This window comes from Dactylosporangium sp. CA-052675 (assembly GCF_050947935.1).
GTDB lineage: Bacteria > Actinomycetota > Actinomycetes > Mycobacteriales > Micromonosporaceae > Dactylosporangium.
This window is the reverse complement of the sequence record NZ_CP192010.1, coordinates 8,987,261-9,005,476: the sequence shown is the minus strand read 5'-3', so window position 1 is coordinate 9,005,476 and position 18,216 is coordinate 8,987,261. Positions and strand designations below refer to the sequence as shown.

Genomic DNA, 18,216 nt, shown 5'->3' with positions numbered 1-18,216 from the left:
GCGCCACCAAGCACCGGATCGCAATGGTTCGTCGTCTGGGCGGGTCGTAGGTTGTGACCATGAGTCGTCGCTACCTCATGTGCCGCCCGACGTACTTCGCGGTGGACTACGCGATCAACCCGTGGATGGACCCGACCCAGCCGGTCGACGCCGGCCGGGCGGTCGAGCAGTGGACGACCCTCTACGAGCTGTACCTGTCCCTCGGCCACACCGTCGAGCTCATCGACCCCGTCCCCGGCCTGCCCGACATGGTCTTCGCCGCCAACGGCGCGACCGTGGTGGACGGCCGGGTCTACGGCGCGCAGTTCCGCCACCCCGAGCGCGCCGACGAGGGCCCGGCCTACCTGGAGTGGTTCGCCCGCAACGGCTTCGACGTGCACGCGGCCAAGAGCGTCAACGAGGGCGAGGGCGACCTGCTGCTGGCCGGCGACTGGATCCTGGCCGGCACCGGGCTGCGCACCGAGCACGCCGCGCACGCCGAGGCGCAGGAGCTCTTCGGCCGCCCGGTGGTGACCCTGCACCTCGTCGACCCGCGCTACTACCACCTTGACACCGCGCTCACCGTGCTGTCGGGCGACACCGTCGCGTACTACCCGGGCGCGTTCTCCGCGGGCAGCCAGGCGGTCCTGCGCCGGCTGTACCCCGACGCCGTGCTCGCCACCGCCGAGGACGCCGCCGTGCTGGGCCTCAACGCGGTCAGCGACGGCCACCGGGTCGTCCTGCCATCCGCCGCCACTCGCCTGGCCGGGGAGCTAGCGTCGAAGGGGTTCCAGCCGGTCCCCGTCGACGTCTCCGAGCTGCACAAGGCCGGCGGCGGCCCGAAGTGCTGCACCCTGGAGGTCCGCGCATGACCAGCGTCGTCAATCGCACCGGCGTCGACAGCCGCACGAGCGTCGGCAGTCCCACGGGCGTCGACAGCCGCAGCGGCGTCGACAGCCGCACCGCATCGGCCGTGGAAGCGGCGGAGCGGCACACCGCGCACAACTACCACCCGCTGCCGGTCGTCATCGCCGAGGCCGAGGGCGCCTGGGTCACCGACGTCGACGGGCGCCGCTACCTCGACTGCCTCGCCGGCTACTCCGCGCTGAACTTCGGCCACCGCCACCCCGGCCTCGTCGCCGCCGCCCGGGAGCAGCTCGACCGGGTCACGCTCACGAGCCGCGCCTTCCTGCACGACCAGTTCGGCCCGTTCTGCGCCGACCTGGCCCGGCTCACCGGCAAGGAGCTGGTGCTGCCGATGAACAGCGGGGCCGAGGCGGTGGAGACCGCGATCAAGGTGTCGCGCAAGTGGGGGTACAAGGTCAAGGGCGTCCCCGACGGCCGGGCCACCATCGTCGTGGCCGACGGCAACTTCCACGGCCGGACCACGACCATCGTGAGCTTCTCGACCGACCCCGAGGCCCGCGCCGACTACGGGCCCTACACGCCCGGCTTCGTCGTCGTGCCCTACGGCGACCTCGACGCGCTCGCGGCCGCCGTCGACGAGACCACCGTCGCCGTGCTCCTGGAGCCGATCCAGGGCGAGGCGGGGGTCCTGGTACCGCCGCGCGGCTACCTGTCCGGCGTGCGCCGGCTGTGCACCGAGCGCGGGGTGCTCTTCGTCGCCGACGAGATCCAGTCCGGCCTCGGCCGCACCGGGGCCACGTTCGCGTGCGACGACGAGTCCGTGGTGCCGGACATGTACATCCTGGGCAAGGCCCTCGGCGGCGGCATCGTCCCGGTGTCGGCGGTCGCGGCGAACGCCGACGTCCTCGGCGTGCTGCGCCCGGGCGAGCACGGCTCCACGTTCGGCGGCAACCCGCTCGCGTGCGCCGTGGCCCGGGCCGTCATCGCCCTGCTGGAGACCGGCGAGCCCCAGGCCCGCGCCCGCGAGGTCGGCGCCCACCTGCACCGGCGGCTGAACGCGCTCGTCGGCCACGGGCTGACCGCGGTGCGCGGCCGGGGCCTGTGGGCGGGCATCGACATCGACCCCGCGCTCATGACGGGCCGCGAGGCGAGCGAGCGCCTCATGGCCCGCGGCGTGCTGGCCAAGGACACCCACGGCTCGACCCTGCGCCTGGCCCCGCCCCTGGTGGTCACCGAGGCCGACATCGACCTCGCCGTGGACGCCCTGGCCGCGGTGCTCGAGGACTCAGCGGCGCAGTAGCCGGTTGAACCAGCCCGAGCGCTGCCCGGGCACCGCCGGGGGCGCCTCCATCACCAGCACGTCCGGGGATGCGGGGCGCACCGGCGGGACGGCCGCCGGCATCGGGCGCGGGCGGGGCAGCGACGGACGCTCGCCGTGCGCGAGGGGTAGCGACGGACGCTCGCCGTGCGCGAGCGGCGGCGACGGGTGCTCGCCGTGCGCGAGGGCTTGCGACGGGCGCTCGCCGTGCGCGACCGGGCACCGCGCGGCCGCGGGCGGGGTGATCGGGGAGCGTCCCCGCCGGCCCAGCTCGCGGGCCTCCGCGTCCAGGTAGAACGCGGGGCGCTGGTCGGCCTCGGGGTAGTACCGGTGAAAGACGCCGAGCGTCGAGGGGCTCATCGGCGGCACGACCCACGACCAGTCGGCCGGGGTCGGGCGGCCGCTGCGCTCCTCGCTCGCGATGTGGGCCAGGAACCGCTCCGACTCGGTGTGGTGGTCGCTGATGCGCGCGCCCGCCTGGTCGAAGGACCACAGCACCGCGCGGTTGAGCTCGACGAGCGCGCGGTCCTTCCACAGCGAGCGCTCCGTCGAGGAGTCCAGGCCCATGCGCGCGGCGATGAGCGGCAGCAGGTCGTACCGGTCGTGGTCGGCGAGGTTGCGGGCGCCGATCTCGGTCCCGAGGTACCAGCCGTTGAACGGGGCCAGCGGGTAGTCCACCCCGCCGATGGTCAGCCGCATGTTCGCGATCGCCGGGATGGCGTGCCAGCGCAGCCCCAGCTCGGCGAACCAGCGCAGCTCCGGGTGCTCGATCGGCACCTCCCACACCGCGTCCTCGGGCAGCTCGCGCAGCGTGACCGAGCCGTCGGGGGCCTCGATCGCCAGCGGCAGCACGTCGAAGGGGTTGTCGGGCTTGCCGTGCCAGCCGTACTGCCGCAGCGTCTCGGTGAACTGCGCGTACTGCGGGTCGCCGACCACGGTGCCGTCCGGGTGGCGGTGCCCGGCGTAGCGGATCAGCTGGTCGTTCCACAGCCGCACGGCCGGCCGGCCCGGGATGTGCTGGGCGAAGACGGAGATCATCGGGCGGATCACGTGCCGCTCGCGCTGCCCGGCCAGGCGCAGGTGCCGGACGAGCTCGTCGGCGACCTCGCCGGGCGTGGTCACCTTGCGCAGGTCGCGCACGACGAGGCTGCGCCAGTAGAGCCGGCCGATGCAGCGGCTCGCGTTGCGCCAGGCGACCCGGGCGCCGAAGACGAGCTCGGCGTAGGTGTGCACGTAGGTGCCGGTCTCGGCGATCTCGTCGCGGACCCGGGCCAGGCGCTCACGCCCGTTGCCCCCGGGCTGCTGCTCGTGGTGGAAGAGGGCCAGGAAGTCCTCGGCCTCGGCGGGATCCACGGGGGCGTGGTCGTCCCAGGGCCGTCCCTGCGTATCGCGGTATCCGGGCACGCTCACGCGCAACCTCCAACGCGGATGTTCCAGTGCGGGTGGCAAGGAGGACATCGTGTTCGCGCACGGAAGGTCCAGGTCGCACACGGTGTGCGGCCGGCATCGCAGCGTCAGCTATTGCAAGTTGCAGAAACGGCGAGGGGAGCGCCGCCGAAGCCTCCGGCGACGCTCCCCTCCCGGCCCCCCACCCCACTAACCGGAGGCCACCCGGCGCAGCCGGGCCAGATAGGTCTGCGCCACGACCACCAGCGCGATGAACGCCCCGCTGATGACCGTCTGCCAGGCCGACGTGACGGTGCCGATCTGGTTGATGATGTTCTGGATCACCTGCAGCAGCAGCACGCCGGCGATGGTGCCGCCGAGGGTGCCCGCGCCGCCGGTCAGCAGCGTGCCGCCGACGACCACCGCGGCGATCGCGTCGAGCTCCATGCCCGTGCCCAGCACCGTGACGCCGGAGCCGAGCCGGGCGGCGTTGATGGCGCCCGCGAGCCCGGCCAGGAGGCCGGAGAGCACGTAGACCCGCACCTGGGTGCCGCGGATCTTCACGCCCATCAGGCGGGCCGCGTCCTCGCTGCCGCCGATGGCGTAGACGGACTGGCCGAAGCGGCTGCGGTACAGCAGCAGCATCCCGGCCGCGAAGAGCACCACGACGAGGTAGACCGGGTACCCGATCCCGCCCAGCTCGCCCGTGCCGAAGTGCTTGAAGGAGTCGGTCTTCACCAGGTAGGTGTCGGCCCCCTCGTCGGACAGGGCGAGCATCAGCCCGCGGGCCCCGAGCAGCCCGGCGAGCGTGACGATGAAGGGCGCCAGCCGCGCGTAGGCGATGATGAGCCCCTGCGCCAGCCCGAACAGCCCGCAGACGGCCAGCGGGAGGGCGAAGGCGGCCCAGGTGCCGAACTGCGACGCCCAGGCGGCCAGCACCCCGCCCAGCACGTACAGCGACCCGACGGACAGGTCGATGCCGCCGCTGATGATCACGAAGGTCATGCCGAGCGCGATGAGCGCGGGCGGCGCGGTGGAGATGAGCACCGTGCCGAGGTTGTCGAAGGTGCGGAAGCTGTCCCACGTGACGACGCCGACGACGATCACGAGCACGAGCACGGCGAGCGCGCCCTGGCGCTGCACCAGCTCGACGATCCGCTCGGTGCGCATCGAGGCGGCCTCGGCCCGGGCCGCCTTGGCCGGGGGCGTGACCACGGTACCGGCGGGCATGCGCGCAGGCGTCCGGCTCATCGGGTCCTCCGTTCGCGGGCCGCGTACACGGCGACCAGGATGATGACCGCCTGCACCATCTGCGCGGTCGAGTCGCGCAGGTTGTTGGCGATCATCGTCGCGGTCAGCAGCTGCATGAGCAGCGCGCCGGCCACGGTGCCCAGCACGCGCACCTTGCCGCCGGTCAGCGGGGTGCCGCCGACGACCACCGCGGTGATCGCGGAGAGCTCGATGAGCAGCCCGATCCGCGACGCGTCGGCCGAGCCGATCCGGGCCACCTGGATGACGCCCGCGATCGAGGCGAGGATCGCGCTGATGACGTAGACCGTCACCAGCACCCGGCGCACCGGGACGCCGGCCAGCACCGCGGCCGGGCGGTTGTCGCCGACGGCCAGCAGCCGCCGGCCGAAGACCGTCCGGCGCACCACGAAGCCGACCACGACGGCGAGCACCGCGGCGATCCACACGGTGTAGGGCACGTAGAAGAACTGGCCCGTGCCGATCTCGATGAAGTTCTGGTCGTGGATGTCCTTGTAGCGCCCGCTGGACAGCACGAGCGCGATGCCCCGGCCCGCCACCAGCATCGCCAGCGTCGCCACGATCGGCTGGAGGCCGACGAAGGCCACCAGGCCGCCGTTGACCAGGCCGATGACCAGCCCGCCGACGAGCGCGAGGACGATGGCGGGGACGGGGCCGTAGCCGAGGTACAGCGGGATGATCGCCGCCCCGAGGGCCATCACGGACCCGACCGACAGGTCGATGCCCTCGGTGCCGATGACCAGCGCCATGCCCAGCGCCACGATCACCACGGGGGTGACCTGGACGAGCTGGATGCGCAGGTTCGACCACTCGAGGAAGTTGTCGGTCCAGACGATGTTGAACAGCACCAGCACGAGCAGGGCCACGTACACGCCGTACACCGGCAGCAGCCGGCGCCAGCGGGACAGGTCGAGCCGGTCGACAGCCGTCGTGTCCGTCATGACGACGCCACCGCGATCACGTTCATCAAATGCTCCGTCGTCACTTCCTCGCCGCGCAGCATCCCCACCACGGCGCCATCACGCAGGACCACGACCCGGTCGGAGCCCTCGATGAGCTCCTCGGCGTCGGAGGACACCAGCACCACCCCGAGGCCCTCGGCCGCCAGCTCGTCGATGAGCGCCTGCACCTCGGCCTTCGCGCCCACGTCGATGCCGCGGGTCGGCTCGTCCAGCAGCAGCACCTTCGGGCCGGTCGCCAGCAGCCGGGCCAGCAGCACCTTCTGCTGGTTGCCGCCGGAGAGGTCGCCGACCCGCTGGTGCGGGCCGGACGCCTTGATCCGCAGGCGCTTCATGAACGTGTCCACGATCTCGTCGATCTTGCGCTCGGAGACGACGCCGGCGGTGGCGAGGCGGGGCAGGATCGCCAGGGCGATGTTCTCCCGCACCGACAGCCCCAGCGCGATGCCCTCGGCCTTGCGGTCCTCGGGCTGCACGGCGATGCCGGCCTTCAGCGCGCTCACCGGGGTCGGGCGGCGCAGCGGCCGGCCGTCGACCTCGACGGTCCCGCCGTCCAGCGGCAGCGCGCCGGCCACCGCCTTGATGGTCTCGCTGCGCCCGGCGCCGAGCAGGCCGCCGAGCCCCACGACCTCGCCCGGCCGGACCTCGAAGCTGACGCCGGCGAGGCGGTGGCGGCTGTTGAGGTCGGTGGCCCGCAGCACCGGCGCGCCGCCGGCGGCGTCGTGCTCGCCGGCGAAGCTGGTGAACGAGCGCTCGGCCGAGACCGGACGGCCCAGCATGTGCGAGACGAGCTCGACGCGCTCCAGGCCGGCCAGCCGGCCCGCGTGGACGAGCTTGCCGTCGCGCAGGATCGTGACGCTGTCGCAGATGCGGTACAGCTCGTCGAGGCGGTGGCTCACGTAGATGATGCCGACGCCGCGCTCGTGCAGCCGGTGGATGACGCCGAAGAGCGTCTCCACCTCGCGGGGCTCCAGCGAGGAGGTCGGCTCGTCCATCACGACGACCTTGGCGTCCACCATGACGGCCCGGGCCAGCGCGACCATCTGCTGCGCGCCGAGGGGCATGAGGCCCAGCGGGCGGCGCACGTCGGAGGTGATGCCGTAGCCGGAGAGGATCTCGGCCGCCTCGCGGTTCATCCGGGCGACGTCGACCAGGCCGAGGCGGTTGCGCGGCTCGCGGGTGAGGAAGAGGTTGCGCGCCACGCTCATGAGCGGGACGAGGTTGACCTCCTGGTAGATGGTGGAGATCCCGGCCGCCTGGGCGTCCAGCGGGCCGCCGAAGGAGACCGGCTCGCCCTGGTAGCGCACCTCGCCGCCGTCCGGGCGGTACACGCCGGTGAGGACCTTGATCAGGGTGGACTTGCCGGCGCCGTTCTCGCCGACGAGCGCGTGCACCTCGCCCGCGTTCAGCGTGAACGAGACGTCGTCGAGCGCGCGCACGCCCGGGAACCGCTTGCTGACCCCGGTGACTTCCAGCAGGGACATGTTGCCTCTTTCCACGCGTCGAACCCCGGCGCGCGCCCGGCGCGAGGCCGGGCGCGGGCCGGGGTTGCCGGGCCTAGTAGGACAGACCGATGTCGGACGACGCGTTGGTGGAGTCGTACTCGCGGTCGGAGATGATGATGTTCTCCGGGATCGCCTCGCCGTTGAAGAACTTCTCGGCGGTGGAGAAGGCCAGCGGGCCGAAGCGCGGGTTGGACTCGATGACCGAGTAGATCCAGCCGTCGACGATGCCCTGGACCGCGCCCTTGGTGCCGTCGATCGTCACGATCTTGACGTCGCCGGCCTTCTTGCTGGCGCCCTTGAGGGCGGTCACCGCGCCGAGGGCCATCTCGTCGTTCTCGGCGTAGATGCCGTTGACGTTCGGGTTGGCCTGCAGCAGCTGTTCGGCCGTCTTCTGGCCCTCCTCGCGGGAGAAGTTGCCGGTCTGCTCGAAGACGATCTTGATGCCCGGGGCGACCTTGGCCATCTCGTCCTTGAAGCCGCTGGTGCGCAGCGTGGTGACGTTGTTGCCCGGCGCGCCGAGCAGGATCGCGACCGTGCCGGTGTTGTTGAGGGCCTTGGCCATCTTGTCGGCGGCCCGCTTGCCCTGCTCCGCGAAGTCCGACCCGATGAAGGTCAGGTAGTTGGTGCAGCTCTTCGCGTTGATCTTCCGGTCGATCGTGATGATCGGGATCTTCTTCGCCGAGGCCTTGGCGAAGACCGAGTCCCAGCCGTCGGAGTTCAGCGGCGCGACGATCAGCAGCTGCACGCCCTGGTCGATCAGGGTGCTCACGTCCGTGATCTGCTTGTCGAACTTCGAGTCGGCGTTGGTCGTCTTGAGGTTGGCCTCGGGGATGCCCAGCTTCTTCGCCTCGTCCTTGATGGACTGGGTCTCGGCGATGCGGAACGGGTTGGCCTCCTTCTCCGACTGGGAGAAGCCCACCTGCGCCGTCTTCAGGTCGATCTTGGTGCCGCCGAACTGCTGCAGCGTGCAGCTGGCGCCGGAGGCGTCGGCCGACTTGGTGGCCTGCGCGGCGGCGGAGGCGTTCGCCGACGAGCCGGACCCGGTGTTGTCGTCCTCGGACTTCGCGCAGCCGGTCATCAGCAGGGCCGCGGCGCTGAGCACGGCCAGGGCGGGCCGCCAGCGGCCACGCATATCGATCATGGTGCAACTCCCTTGAGCGAGGGGTCGACTGGGGTGTCGGTGCGGGACCTCATCGAGGTGTATCGCATTCACTCATCCTCCAACTTTTTCTGTCAAGACTTTCCACCCACCCGCCCAAAACCAAACACCAACTGTCACATGACCGAGACCTGGGCGATGCCGGACCGACATCGATGGGGGACCTTGTGCGAGCGTGGGGGACGGCGTACAACAATATTCAACATGTTCGATCTCGTACTGCCTGGGAGCTGCGATGATCCGATCTTCCGGGGCGCTGCAACGCGCCCTGACCGCCGCCGCCACGACCCTCGGGCTGGCCCTCGCGGCATCCATCCCCGTCCTGGTGACCGTCACATCGCCCGCCTCGGCCACCGCCACGCCGCAGCCGGGCCCCCTCACCGCCCCCGTGATGGGGTGGAACAGCTGGAACCGGTTCGGCTGCAACATCGACGAGAACCTGATCAAGGCGACCGCCGACGCCATGGTCAGCACCGGCCTGCGCGACGCCGGGTACACCTACGTCGACATCGACGACTGCTGGATGGCGAGCACCCGTGACGCCCAGGGCCGGCTGCAGCCCGACCCCACCCGCTTCCCGGGCGGCATCGCGGCCATCGCGACCTACGTGCACGCCCGCGGCCTCAAGCTCGGCATCTACTCCTCGGCCGGCACCGCCACCTGCCAGGGGCTGCCCGCGAGCCTCGACCACGAGACCACCGACGCCCAGACGTGGGCCTCCTGGGGCGTGGACCTGCTCAAGTACGACAACTGCAACAACCAGGGCCGTCCCGCCTACGACCGCTACGAGGCGATGGGCGACGCGCTGAAGGCCACCGGACGGGCGATCGTCTACAGCATCTGCAACTGGGGCGACGACCAGCCGTGGGTCTTCGGCCCCAACGTCGGGGGCAGCTCCTGGCGCACCACCGGCGACATCAACGCCAGCTGGGGCAGCATCACCTCGATCCTCGACCAGCAGGCCGGGCTGGAGCCGTTCGCGCGCAAGGGGTTCTACAACGACCCCGACATGCTCGAGGTCGGCAACGGCTCGCTCACCCAGGACGAGAACGTCGCCCACTTCTCGCTCTGGTCGCTGCTGTCCGCCCCGCTGCTGCTCGGCAACGACCTGCGCTCGGTCAGCGCCGCGACCCTCGGCATCCTGCGCAACGCCGACGTCATCGCCGTGAACCGGGACTGGGGCGGCTCCCAGGGCCGCCGCATCGCCGACGCGGGCGACCAGGAGGTCTGGGCCAAGCCGATGAGCGACGGATCGGTCGCCGTGGTCCTGTTCAACCGCGGGGCCGCCACCGCGACCGTCTCGACGAGCGCGGCCGCCCTCGGACTCGCCGGCTCCAGCTCGTACGCCACCAAGAACCTCTGGACCGGCGCGACCGGCACCACCACGGGCGCGCTCAGCGCCTCGGTGCCCTCCCACGGCGTCGCCATGTTCCGGGTCACCCGCGCGGGCTCCCTCTCCGCGGCGCCCGCGGCCGGCACCTACCAGGTCAGCGACATGACGTGGGCCGCGTCCAGCAACGGCTGGGGCCCGGTCGAGCGCGACCGCGCCAACGGCGAGCAGGCGGCCGGCGACGGCGGGACGCTCACCATCGGCGGCACCACGTTCGCCAAGGGCCTCGGCACGCACGCGGACTCGGCCGTCCAGGTGTACCTGGGCCGGGCCTGCCGCACCTTCACCGCGCAGGTCGGGGTCGACAACGAGACGGGCACCGCGGGCTCGGTGCGCTTCGCGGTCTACGGCGACGGCCGCCTGCTCGGCTACTCCGGCGTGAAGACCGGCGGCCAGGCACCGACCCGCCTGACCGTGTCGACGGGCGGCTACCTGAACCTGGAGCTGCGCGTCACCGACGCCCGCACGAACGGCATCACGAGCGACCACGCGGACTGGGGGAGCCCGACCCTGGTCTGCGCCGGTGCCGGCTCGGGCTCGGCCGTCAGCGACCGCACCTGGGGCGCGACGAGCAACGGCTGGGGCCAGCCGGAGCGGGACATGTCCAACGGGGAGCAGGCGGCCGCGGACGGCAGCGTCATCACCGTCGGCGGCGTGTCCTACCCCAAGGGGGTCGGCGCCCACGCGGCGAGCGACATCACGGTCCCGTCCGCGGGCTGCACGCGGTTCACCGCCGTCGGCGGCCTTGACGCCGAGGTGGGCACGAGCTCGACGGGCGTGACGTTCTCGGTGCTGGGCGACGGCACGACGCTGTACACGAGCCCGACGGTGACGGCCGGCGCGCCGGTCGCCATCGACGTGGACGTCACCGGCCGCTCCAGCGTCCGCCTGGTCCTCGGCGGCGCGGGCAGCATCGACTACGACCACGCCGACTGGGCCGACGCGCGCCTGGTCTGCTAACGGATCTTGTGGGTCCCCTCCGCCGGGGTGACCACGAAGGCGTCGGGGGGCGCGAAGCCGGCATCGGCGAACGCCCCCCGCACCGCCGCCTCGACCGCCTCGCAGCGCTCGGCGTCCACCAGGGCCAGCACGCACCCGCCGAACCCGCCGCCGGTCATCCGGGCGCCGTACGCGCCCGCGGCCAGGGCCGCGGAGACGACGGTGTCGACCTCGGGCACGGTGATCTCGTAGTCGTCGCGCATGGACTCGTGCGAGGCGGTCATCAGCGGCCCGATCAGCCGGGCGTCGCCCGCGCGCAGCGCCTCCACGGTGTCGAGCACCCGCTGGTCCTCGGTCACCACGTGCCGCACGCGCCGGCGCATCACCTCGTCGTCGAGCCGCGCGAGGGCCGCCTGCAGCCCGGCCGGCTCCACGTCCCGCAGCGCCGTCACGTCGAGGATCTTCGCGGCCTCCTCGCAGCTGCGCCGGCGGGCCGCGTACTCGCCCGACACGTGCGCGTGCGGCGCCCTGCTGTCCACGACGAGGATCGCCAGCCCCTGCGCCGCCAGGTCGAACGGCACCTGCTCGGTGGCCAGCGACCGGCAGTCCAGGAACAGCGCGTGGCCCTCGCGGCACAGCGTCGAGGCCGACTGGTCCATGATGCCGGTCGGCGCCCCCACGTACTCGTTCTCGGCCCGCTGGGCCAGCCGCGGCCGCACCGCCATCGGCACGTCCAGCCCCGCCAGGTCCACCAGCACGGCCATCACCGCGCACCCCAGCGCGGCCGACGAGGACAGCCCGGCCCCGAACGGCACGTCGGAGGCGATCGCCAGGGACGCGCCCGGGACATCGTGGCCGGCCTCGCGCAGCGCCCACACGATGCCGGCGACGTAGGCGGCCCAGCCCTCGACCTTGTCGTCGGGGCCGAACGTCACCGTCTCGCCGGTCTGCTCGGACGAGACGGTCCAGGACTCGCCAGCGGTACGGCGGCCACCGACGACGGTCAGCTGCGGCAGCGCGAAGGGCAGCACGTAGCCGTCGTTGTAGTCGGTGTGCTCGCCGATGAGGTTGACCCGGCCCGGGCTCGCCCACACGGCGTCCCAGGGCCCTTCCGGCAGCCGTTCCAGCGCCGTGCTCACAGGGCAACCTCCCGCAGCATCTGGGCGGCCTGCTCGGGCCGCACGTCGTTGACGAACACGCCCATCGCCGACTCCGAGCCGGCCAGGTACTTGAGCTTGCCCGGCGCCCGCCGGGTGCTGAACAGCTGCAGGTGCAGGTAGGCCAGGTCGCGCGCGACGCGCACCGGGGCCTGGTGCCACGCGGCGATGTAGGGCATCTTCAGCCCGAACATCCCGTCCAGGCGGCGCAGCACCTCGAGGTACAGCGGGCCGAACGCGTCGCGCTCCTCGGTCGTGAGCGCGGGGATGTCGGCGACCTGGCGGTTGGGGTACAGGTGGATCTCGAAGGGCCAGCGGGCCGTCGCGGGCACGAACGCGGTCCACAGCTCGTTGCCGGCCACGATCCGCGTCCCGGCCGCCCGCTCGGCGGCGAGCACGTCGGCGAAGAGGTTGCCCGACCCGCCGTTGCGCTCCCGGTGCTCGCGCGCCGAGCGCAGCATGCGACGAGTGCGCGGGGTGACGAAGGGGTACGCGTAGATCTGCCCGTGCGGGTGGAAGAGCGTGACCCCGATCTCCTCGCCGCGGTTCTCGAAGCAGAAGACCTGCTCGATGTCGTCGCGGGTGGACAGGTCGGCCGTGCGGTCGGCCCACGCCTCCATCACGGTGCGCACCCGCGCGGGGGTCAGCGCGGCGAACGAGGCGTTGTGGTCGGAGGTGAAGCAGACCACCTCGCAGCGCCCGGCGGCCGGGCGGGTCGGCACGAGCCCGGGCAGGATGTCGCCCTGGGCCGGCCCGACGCGGTGGCTGAACGACGGGAAGCGGTTCTCGAAGACCACCACGTCGTACTCCGGCGCGGGGATCTCGCTGCGCCGCTCGGGCGTCGAGGGGCACAGCGGGCACTGGTCGGTCGGCGGCAGGAACGTGCGGCCCTGGCGGTGCGCGGCGATCGCCACCCACTCGTCGAGGATCGGGTCGTGCCGCATCTCCGACGCCGGTGGGGGCGGCGGGAGATCCCGTTGGTCGACGGCGTCCCGGGACGCGTCGTCGCGCTCATCGAAGTAGATGAGCTCCCGGCCGTCGGCGAGGTGGGTGACCGTTCGCTTCACTCGTTCTCCAGGGTTAACCGTTCGGGTCCACGACGATGAGCTCACCGACGCGCTCGGCGAGCTGCACGCGCGCCTCCGCGGCCAGCCCGACGTCGGTGATGAGGATGTCCGCCTCGTCCAGCGGCGTGATGGTCGCGATGCCCACCATTTCCCACTTGGTGTGGTCGGCGAGCACCACGAGCCGGCGGGCGGCGGCGACGAGCAGGCGGTTGGTGCCGGCCTCCATGAGGTTCGGGGTGGTGAACCCGGTCCGCGGGCTCATCCCGTGCACGCCGAGGAACAGCACGTCCACGTTGAGCGAGCCGATCGCGGCCTCGGCGACGGGGCCCGCGAGGGCGTCCGAGGGGGTGCGGATCCCGCCGGTGAGCACGACCGTCTGGTCCGGGCGCCCGGCGTGGTACAGGGTGTCGGCGACCGGGATCGAGTTGGTGACGATGGTCAGCCCCGGCACGTCGACGAGGTGCGCGGCGAGCGCGGCGGTGGTGGTGCCCGCCGAGAGCGCGACCGCGGTGTGCGGCTCGATCAGCTTGGCGGCCCGCTCGGCGATCGCCGCCTTCTCGTTGCGCTGGCGCACCGACTTGGCGTCGAAGCCGGGCTCCTCGGTGGAGCCGGGCCCGGCGATGGTGGCGCCGCCGTGCACCTTGTCCACGAGTCCGCGGTCGGCCAGCGCCTCGAGGTCGCGCCGGATGGTCATGTCGGAGACGCCGAACTGGCGGACCAGCTGGCTCACGCGCACGCCACCATGGCGGCGGACCAGATCGAGGATGGCCGCCTGCCGTTGCTGTGCGAGCATCACGCCGTTCCCTTCGCAGGCGCAGCGGGGGTGTGCACGGCTGCGCGAGTGACCGGACCCACAACGGGTTCCACCGCAGACGTTACGACTCCCGCACGCCGGCGCGCCCCGCTGGCCCGGTCGAAGTCCTCGGCCGCTCGCATGGCGTACAGCTTCGAACCTAGACGACCAGAAGTCAACAAACTCGAACAGGCAACTCTGCGCGGCATCCCCGGCACGGGTGCCCCTCGCCGCCGGGACGGGCCGCCGGGAGCGTGGGGTGCCGGCCCCTCGGCCGGAGGGGAGCGGGCCTGTTCGCCGGGCGTTATCCATTGACAATCCCCGCTATTTCGGGGACTGTCGCCGTACTGGAGGTTCTCGTTTGGTTGTGTGCCTTGCTGGGGAGGCGGCGATGAACCTCTCACGCCGCGGGGGTCAGAAGTCGCGGGTGCCCACCGTCGTCAGGCGCTGGGTCGCCCGGGACAGCGCCACGTACAGCGTCCGGAATCCGGTCGCCGCCTCGTCGCGGATGTCGGCCGGCTCCACCACGAGCACCCCGTCGTACTCCATGCCCTTGGAGTCCAGCGCCCCGACCGTCTGCAGCCGCTGCCCGTCGAGCCCGTCGAGCCACGCGGCGATCTCCGCGCGGCGGGCCGTCGGGGTGATCACGCCGACCGTGCCCTCGACCTGCTCGAGCAGGGCCGCCGCGGCCGAGCGCACCGCCGCCGCGAGGTCCCCGGCCGCCGTGACGGTCTCGACCGGCTCGACGCCGGAGGAGCGCACGGCCGTCGGCAGCTCGATGTCCGGCTGGACCGCGCGGATGACCCGGGCCGCGACCGCGAAGATCTCGGCCGAGTTGCGGTAGTTGGTGGTCAGCGTGAACAGGGAGCGGCGGCGCGTGCCGACGGCTGCCTCCATCGCCCGGTCCGACTCCGCGGCGTCGGCCCACGCGGCCTGGGCCGGGTCGCCCACGATCGTCCAGGTGGCGTGCGGGCCGCGGCGGCCGATCATGCGCCACTGCATGGGGGAGACGTCCTGCGACTCGTCGACGATGACGTGCGCGTAGTCGCGGTAGTCGTCCGGGCGTTCGAGCGCCTGCTCGCGGGCCGCCGCCATGCGCTGGGAGATCGTGGCGACCTCGCGCACGCCCTCGGCCACGTGGAACGGGTCGCGGACGGCGCGCTTGCGCACCGGGGGATCGCCGAGGTACTCGTGCAGCTCGTCCAGCAGCGCCACGTCCTCGACCGAGAGCGACCCGGGGTCGATGGCCCCGGCGAGGGTCGCGATCTCGCGGTTGCTCAGCACCCCGTTCGCCCACCGCTGCAGCCGCTGGCGGTCGGCCAGCCAGCCGAGCACCTCGACGGGGCGCAGCACCGGCCACCAGCCGCGCATGAACTGCCCGAACTCGGGCCGCTCGGCGATCTCCGAGGCGAACTCGGCCCGCTGCTGCTGCCGGCCCGACGGGAGCAGCTCCACGCTCTGGCGCCACAGCGCGTCCAGCACGTGCCCGGCGGCCTTGGCCCGGGCCGCGTTGCGCTTCACGCCCAGGTTGAGCACCGTGCGGCGCAGCTCGTCCAGCGTGGGCTTGTCGAGGGTGAGCAGCTCACCCCGGTACAGAATCCGGATCTTGTCGGGTGAACCCGGCACCGGCCCCCGCGCGGCGCGCCCGAGCACCCGCTGCATGCGCAGCGAGCCCTTGACCGCGGCGACCTCGGGCGGCTCGTGCCGGGTCGCCTGCACGCCCTCGACGAGCTGGCCCAGCGAGCGCAGGGTGGCCGTGTCCTCGCCGAGCGACGGCAGCACCCGCGACACGTAGCCGACGAACACGTCCGAGGGGCCGACGACGAGCACGCCACCGCTCTCGTACCGGTTGCGGTCGGCGTAGAGCAGGTAGGCGGCCCGGTGCAGCGCGACGGCGGTCTTGCCGGTGCCCGGCCCGCCCCGCACGATGGTGATCCCGGAGGCGGGGGAGCGGATCGCGTCGTCCTGCTCGCGCTGGATGGTCGCGACGATGTCCTTCATGCCCCGGCCGGTGGCCCGCGACAGGTTCGCCAGCAGGGCGCCGTCGCCGATCACGGGCAGGTCGGCGGGGGCCGCGGCCGGATCGAGCAGGTCGTCCTCGATCGACACGACCTTCTCGTTGGTACTGCGGATGCTGCGCCGCCGCACCACGCCCATCCGGTCGGCGGGCGTGGCCCGGTAGAACGGCGCCGCCGCGGGCGCCCGCCAGTCGACGACCAGCGACTCGTACTCCTCGTCGCGCAGCCCCAGCCGCCCGATGTAGCGCACCTCGCCGTCCGGCACCGCGGGCTCGACGGCCGCGGCGTCCGCGCCGGAGACCCCGTCGGGCCCGAGGTCGAGCCGGCCGAAGACCAGCCCGTCGTGCTCGCTCTCCAGGGCCCGCCGGCGCCGGGCCGCGTGGTACACCATCGCGTCCCGCTCGACCAGGGCGCCGAAGTTGCCGACCCGGGCCAGGCTGTACCCGGCCTTCTCCACCTCGGCCGCGGACGCGCGCAGCTGGTCCAGCCGCACGTAGACCCGGTCGAGATAGGCCTGCTCGGCGGCGATCTCCGAGTCGCGAACCGCGTCGCTCAACGCTCTACTCCTGCCGCCCGGCGAAAAACAACCCCGAAAGCTTACTCGCGAGTCGGGGACGTTTCGATCACGGCGTGGCCGCGGGCTTCCCGCCGGCCGGGGTCACGCGGTGCCCGCCGGCTCCTTCTCGGCCTCCGCGCGCAGGGCCGCGGCCTCCTTGGCCGCCTTGCGGCGCAGGTAGAAGGTGGTGGCGAGCCCGGCGACGACGGCCAGCGCGAGCGCCACCCACGAGAAGTCCTTGAGCCACTTCTCGGCGACGCGGCCCAGCGAGTAGATCGCGAACACGGTGCCGAACGACCAGACTATGCCGCCCGTGGCGTTGGCGATGAGAAACTTGCCGTACGGCACCTTGAGCGCACCCGCGAGCGGCCCGGCGAGGATGCGCAGCAGGGCGATGAACCGGCCGAAGAAGACCGCCCACACGCCCCAGCGCTGGAAGGCCCGCTCGGCCTTGGCCAGGTGCTCGGGGCCGAAGTGCTTGGGGAATCGCCGGCCGAAGCGCTCCAGCAGCGCGCGCCCGCCCCGCCGGCCGATCAGATAGCCGATGCTGTCGCCCGTGATCGCGCCCACCGCGGCCGAGGAGGCGACGAGCCAGGGGCTCACGGAGGTGGACACGGACAGCAGCGAGGCGGTCACGAGGGCGATCTCACCGGGCAGCGGCACACCCATGCTCTCGACGCCGATCACGGCCCCGACCAGCAGGTAGACCCAGATCGGGGAGAGTGTGCCCATCCACACCTCGATGTGATGCACCGACCGACCCTCCCCTTGAGACTTCCGTTCCCGCCCAGGGTCTCATAGTTTCCTGAGCGTGGGCTGTCTGGTGTACGGCGCGAACGGCTACAGCGGTACCCTGCTGGCCCGCCTCGCGGTGGCCCGGGGCGAGCGGCCGGTGCTGGCCGGGCGCTCGCCGGCCCCGGTGCGCGCCCTGGCGGAGGAGCTCGGCCTGCCCTACCGCGCCGGCCCTCCGTCCCCCGAGCTCCTCGAGGGCGTCGAGGCCGTGGTGAACTGCGCCGGCCCGTTCGCCGCGACCGCGCGCCCGATGGTGGCGGCGTGCCTCGCGGCCGGGGTGCACTACCTCGACATCACCGGCGAGCTGGACGTGTTCGCCTGGATGTTCGCCCAGGACGGGGCCGCGCGCGCGGCGGGTGTCGCGATGATCACGGGGGCCGGGTTCGACGTGGTGCCGACCGACTGCCTCGCCGCGCTGCTCGCCGCCGAGCTGCCCGGGGCGACCGCCCTGGAGCTGGCCTTCTCGGCGCCCGGGGGGATGTCCCGCGGTACCGCCCGCACGGCGCTGGCCGAGATGGGCTCCGGCGCCCTGCGGCGCGTCGGCGGGGAGCTGGTCGCGACCCGCTTCGGCAGCCCGTCGCGCTCGGTGCCGTTTCCGTCCGGCACCCGCCGGGTGGGCGCGACCCGCTGGGGCGACCTGGTCACGGCCTGGCATTCGACCGGCATCCCCGACATCACCGTCTACATGCCCCTCCCGCCGGGCGCGGCCCTGGCCCCGCTGTTCGGGTTCCCGCCGCTGCGGCGGGCGGCCCAGGCCCTGGTCCGCCCGGGCGGCCCGGCCGCGTCCGTGCGCGAGTCGAGCGGCTGCGAGGCGTGGGCCGAGGTCCGCGACGCCGCCGGGACCACCCGGGCGGCGACGCTGACGGGCCCGAACGCGTACGCGCTGACGGCCGACGCGTCCCTGCGCGCCGTCCAGCGGGTGATGGCCGGCGAGGTGGCTCCCGGGGTGCACACGCCCTCGTCTGCCCTCGGTGCCGGCTTCGTGCGCACCCTCGACGGGGTGCGTGTCAGCATGATTTGACGGCCGTGCGCCGGTGCGGCGGCACTCGGAGACGATCGCGT

14 protein-coding genes are annotated in these 18,216 nt (G+C 72.9%); 4 read left to right on the top strand and 10 right to left on the bottom strand.

The window, feature by feature from the left end; genetic code table 11:
• Positions 1 to 59: 59 nt before the first annotated feature.
• The gene (gene ddaH / locus ACQP1P_RS40325) at positions 60 to 851 is read left to right on the top strand and encodes a dimethylargininase (protein ID WP_433079490.1); all 792 of its coding nucleotides are present in this window, start codon (positions 60 to 62) and stop codon (positions 849 to 851) included.
• Entirely contained in the window at positions 848 to 2,146 is a 1,299-nt protein-coding gene (gene rocD / locus ACQP1P_RS40320) for an ornithine--oxo-acid transaminase (RefSeq protein ID WP_433079488.1), read from the top strand. Before ddaH ends, rocD begins: the two co-directional genes overlap by 4 nt.
• On the opposite strand, the gene ACQP1P_RS40315 is transcribed toward rocD, so the two are convergent.
• The 5 genes from ACQP1P_RS40315 to ACQP1P_RS40295 form a co-directional block, all read right to left on the bottom strand.
• Positions 2,132 to 3,574: a nitric oxide synthase oxygenase gene (locus ACQP1P_RS40315; protein WP_433079486.1), complete on the bottom strand. Its 1,443-nt coding sequence runs from the start codon at positions 3,572 to 3,574 to the stop codon at positions 2,132 to 2,134. The genes rocD and ACQP1P_RS40315 overlap by 15 nt on opposite strands.
• A 186-nt stretch (positions 3,575 to 3,760) precedes the next feature.
• Positions 3,761 to 4,801: an ABC transporter permease gene (locus tag ACQP1P_RS40310; RefSeq protein WP_433079484.1), complete on the bottom strand. Its 1,041-nt coding sequence runs from the start codon at positions 4,799 to 4,801 to the stop codon at positions 3,761 to 3,763.
• Positions 4,798 to 5,760, bottom strand: coding sequence for an ABC transporter permease (locus tag ACQP1P_RS40305; protein ID WP_433079482.1), 963 nt, complete (start codon positions 5,758 to 5,760; stop codon positions 4,798 to 4,800). Before ACQP1P_RS40305 ends, ACQP1P_RS40310 begins: the two co-directional genes overlap by 4 nt.
• Complete coding sequence (locus ACQP1P_RS40300; RefSeq protein ID WP_433079480.1) at positions 5,757 to 7,262, bottom strand: sugar ABC transporter ATP-binding protein; 1,506 nt, start codon at positions 7,260 to 7,262, stop codon at positions 5,757 to 5,759. Before ACQP1P_RS40300 ends, ACQP1P_RS40305 begins: the two co-directional genes overlap by 4 nt.
• Before the next feature lie 73 nt (positions 7,263 to 7,335).
• Positions 7,336 to 8,424: an ABC transporter substrate-binding protein gene (locus ACQP1P_RS40295; RefSeq protein WP_433079478.1), complete on the bottom strand. Its 1,089-nt coding sequence runs from the start codon at positions 8,422 to 8,424 to the stop codon at positions 7,336 to 7,338.
• A 253-nt stretch (positions 8,425 to 8,677) separates the two neighbouring features.
• Here ACQP1P_RS40295 and ACQP1P_RS40290 point away from each other — a divergent pair, with 253 nt between their 5' ends.
• A complete protein-coding gene (locus ACQP1P_RS40290) occupies positions 8,678 to 10,792 on the top strand; it encodes an NPCBM/NEW2 domain-containing protein (RefSeq protein WP_433079476.1) in 2,115 nt (704 codons plus the stop codon).
• On the opposite strand, the gene galK is transcribed toward ACQP1P_RS40290, so the two are convergent.
• The 5 genes from galK to ACQP1P_RS40265 form a co-directional block, all read right to left on the bottom strand.
• The gene (galK, locus tag ACQP1P_RS40285; protein ID WP_433079474.1) at positions 10,789 to 11,910 is read right to left on the bottom strand and encodes a galactokinase; all 1,122 of its coding nucleotides are present in this window, start codon (positions 11,908 to 11,910) and stop codon (positions 10,789 to 10,791) included. The genes ACQP1P_RS40290 and galK overlap by 4 nt on opposite strands.
• Positions 11,907 to 12,995 carry a galactose-1-phosphate uridylyltransferase gene (gene galT, locus ACQP1P_RS40280; protein ID WP_433079472.1) on the bottom strand — a complete coding sequence of 363 codons (1,089 nt, stop codon included), beginning with the start codon at positions 12,993 to 12,995 and terminating at the stop codon, positions 11,907 to 11,909. Before galT ends, galK begins: the two co-directional genes overlap by 4 nt.
• A gap of 13 nt (positions 12,996 to 13,008) precedes the next feature.
• On the bottom strand, positions 13,009 to 13,788 hold the full coding sequence (locus tag ACQP1P_RS40275; protein ID WP_259859061.1) for a DeoR/GlpR family DNA-binding transcription regulator: 780 nt from the start codon (positions 13,786 to 13,788) through the stop codon (positions 13,009 to 13,011).
• Positions 13,789 to 14,202: 414 nt separating this feature from the next.
• Complete coding sequence (locus ACQP1P_RS40270) at positions 14,203 to 16,362, bottom strand: HelD family protein (RefSeq protein ID WP_433079470.1); 2,160 nt, start codon at positions 16,360 to 16,362, stop codon at positions 14,203 to 14,205.
• 102 nt (positions 16,363 to 16,464) lie between these two features.
• Positions 16,465 to 17,115, bottom strand: a complete 651-nt coding sequence (locus tag ACQP1P_RS40265) for a DedA family protein (protein ID WP_433079468.1) — start codon at positions 17,113 to 17,115, stop codon at positions 16,465 to 16,467.
• Between the two features lie 58 nt (positions 17,116 to 17,173).
• On the opposite strand from ACQP1P_RS40265, the gene ACQP1P_RS40260 reads away from it, so the two are divergent.
• A complete protein-coding gene (locus tag ACQP1P_RS40260) occupies positions 17,174 to 18,175 on the top strand; it encodes a saccharopine dehydrogenase family protein (RefSeq protein ID WP_433079466.1) in 1,002 nt (333 codons plus the stop codon).
• The last annotated feature ends 41 nt before the right edge of the window (positions 18,176 to 18,216 follow it).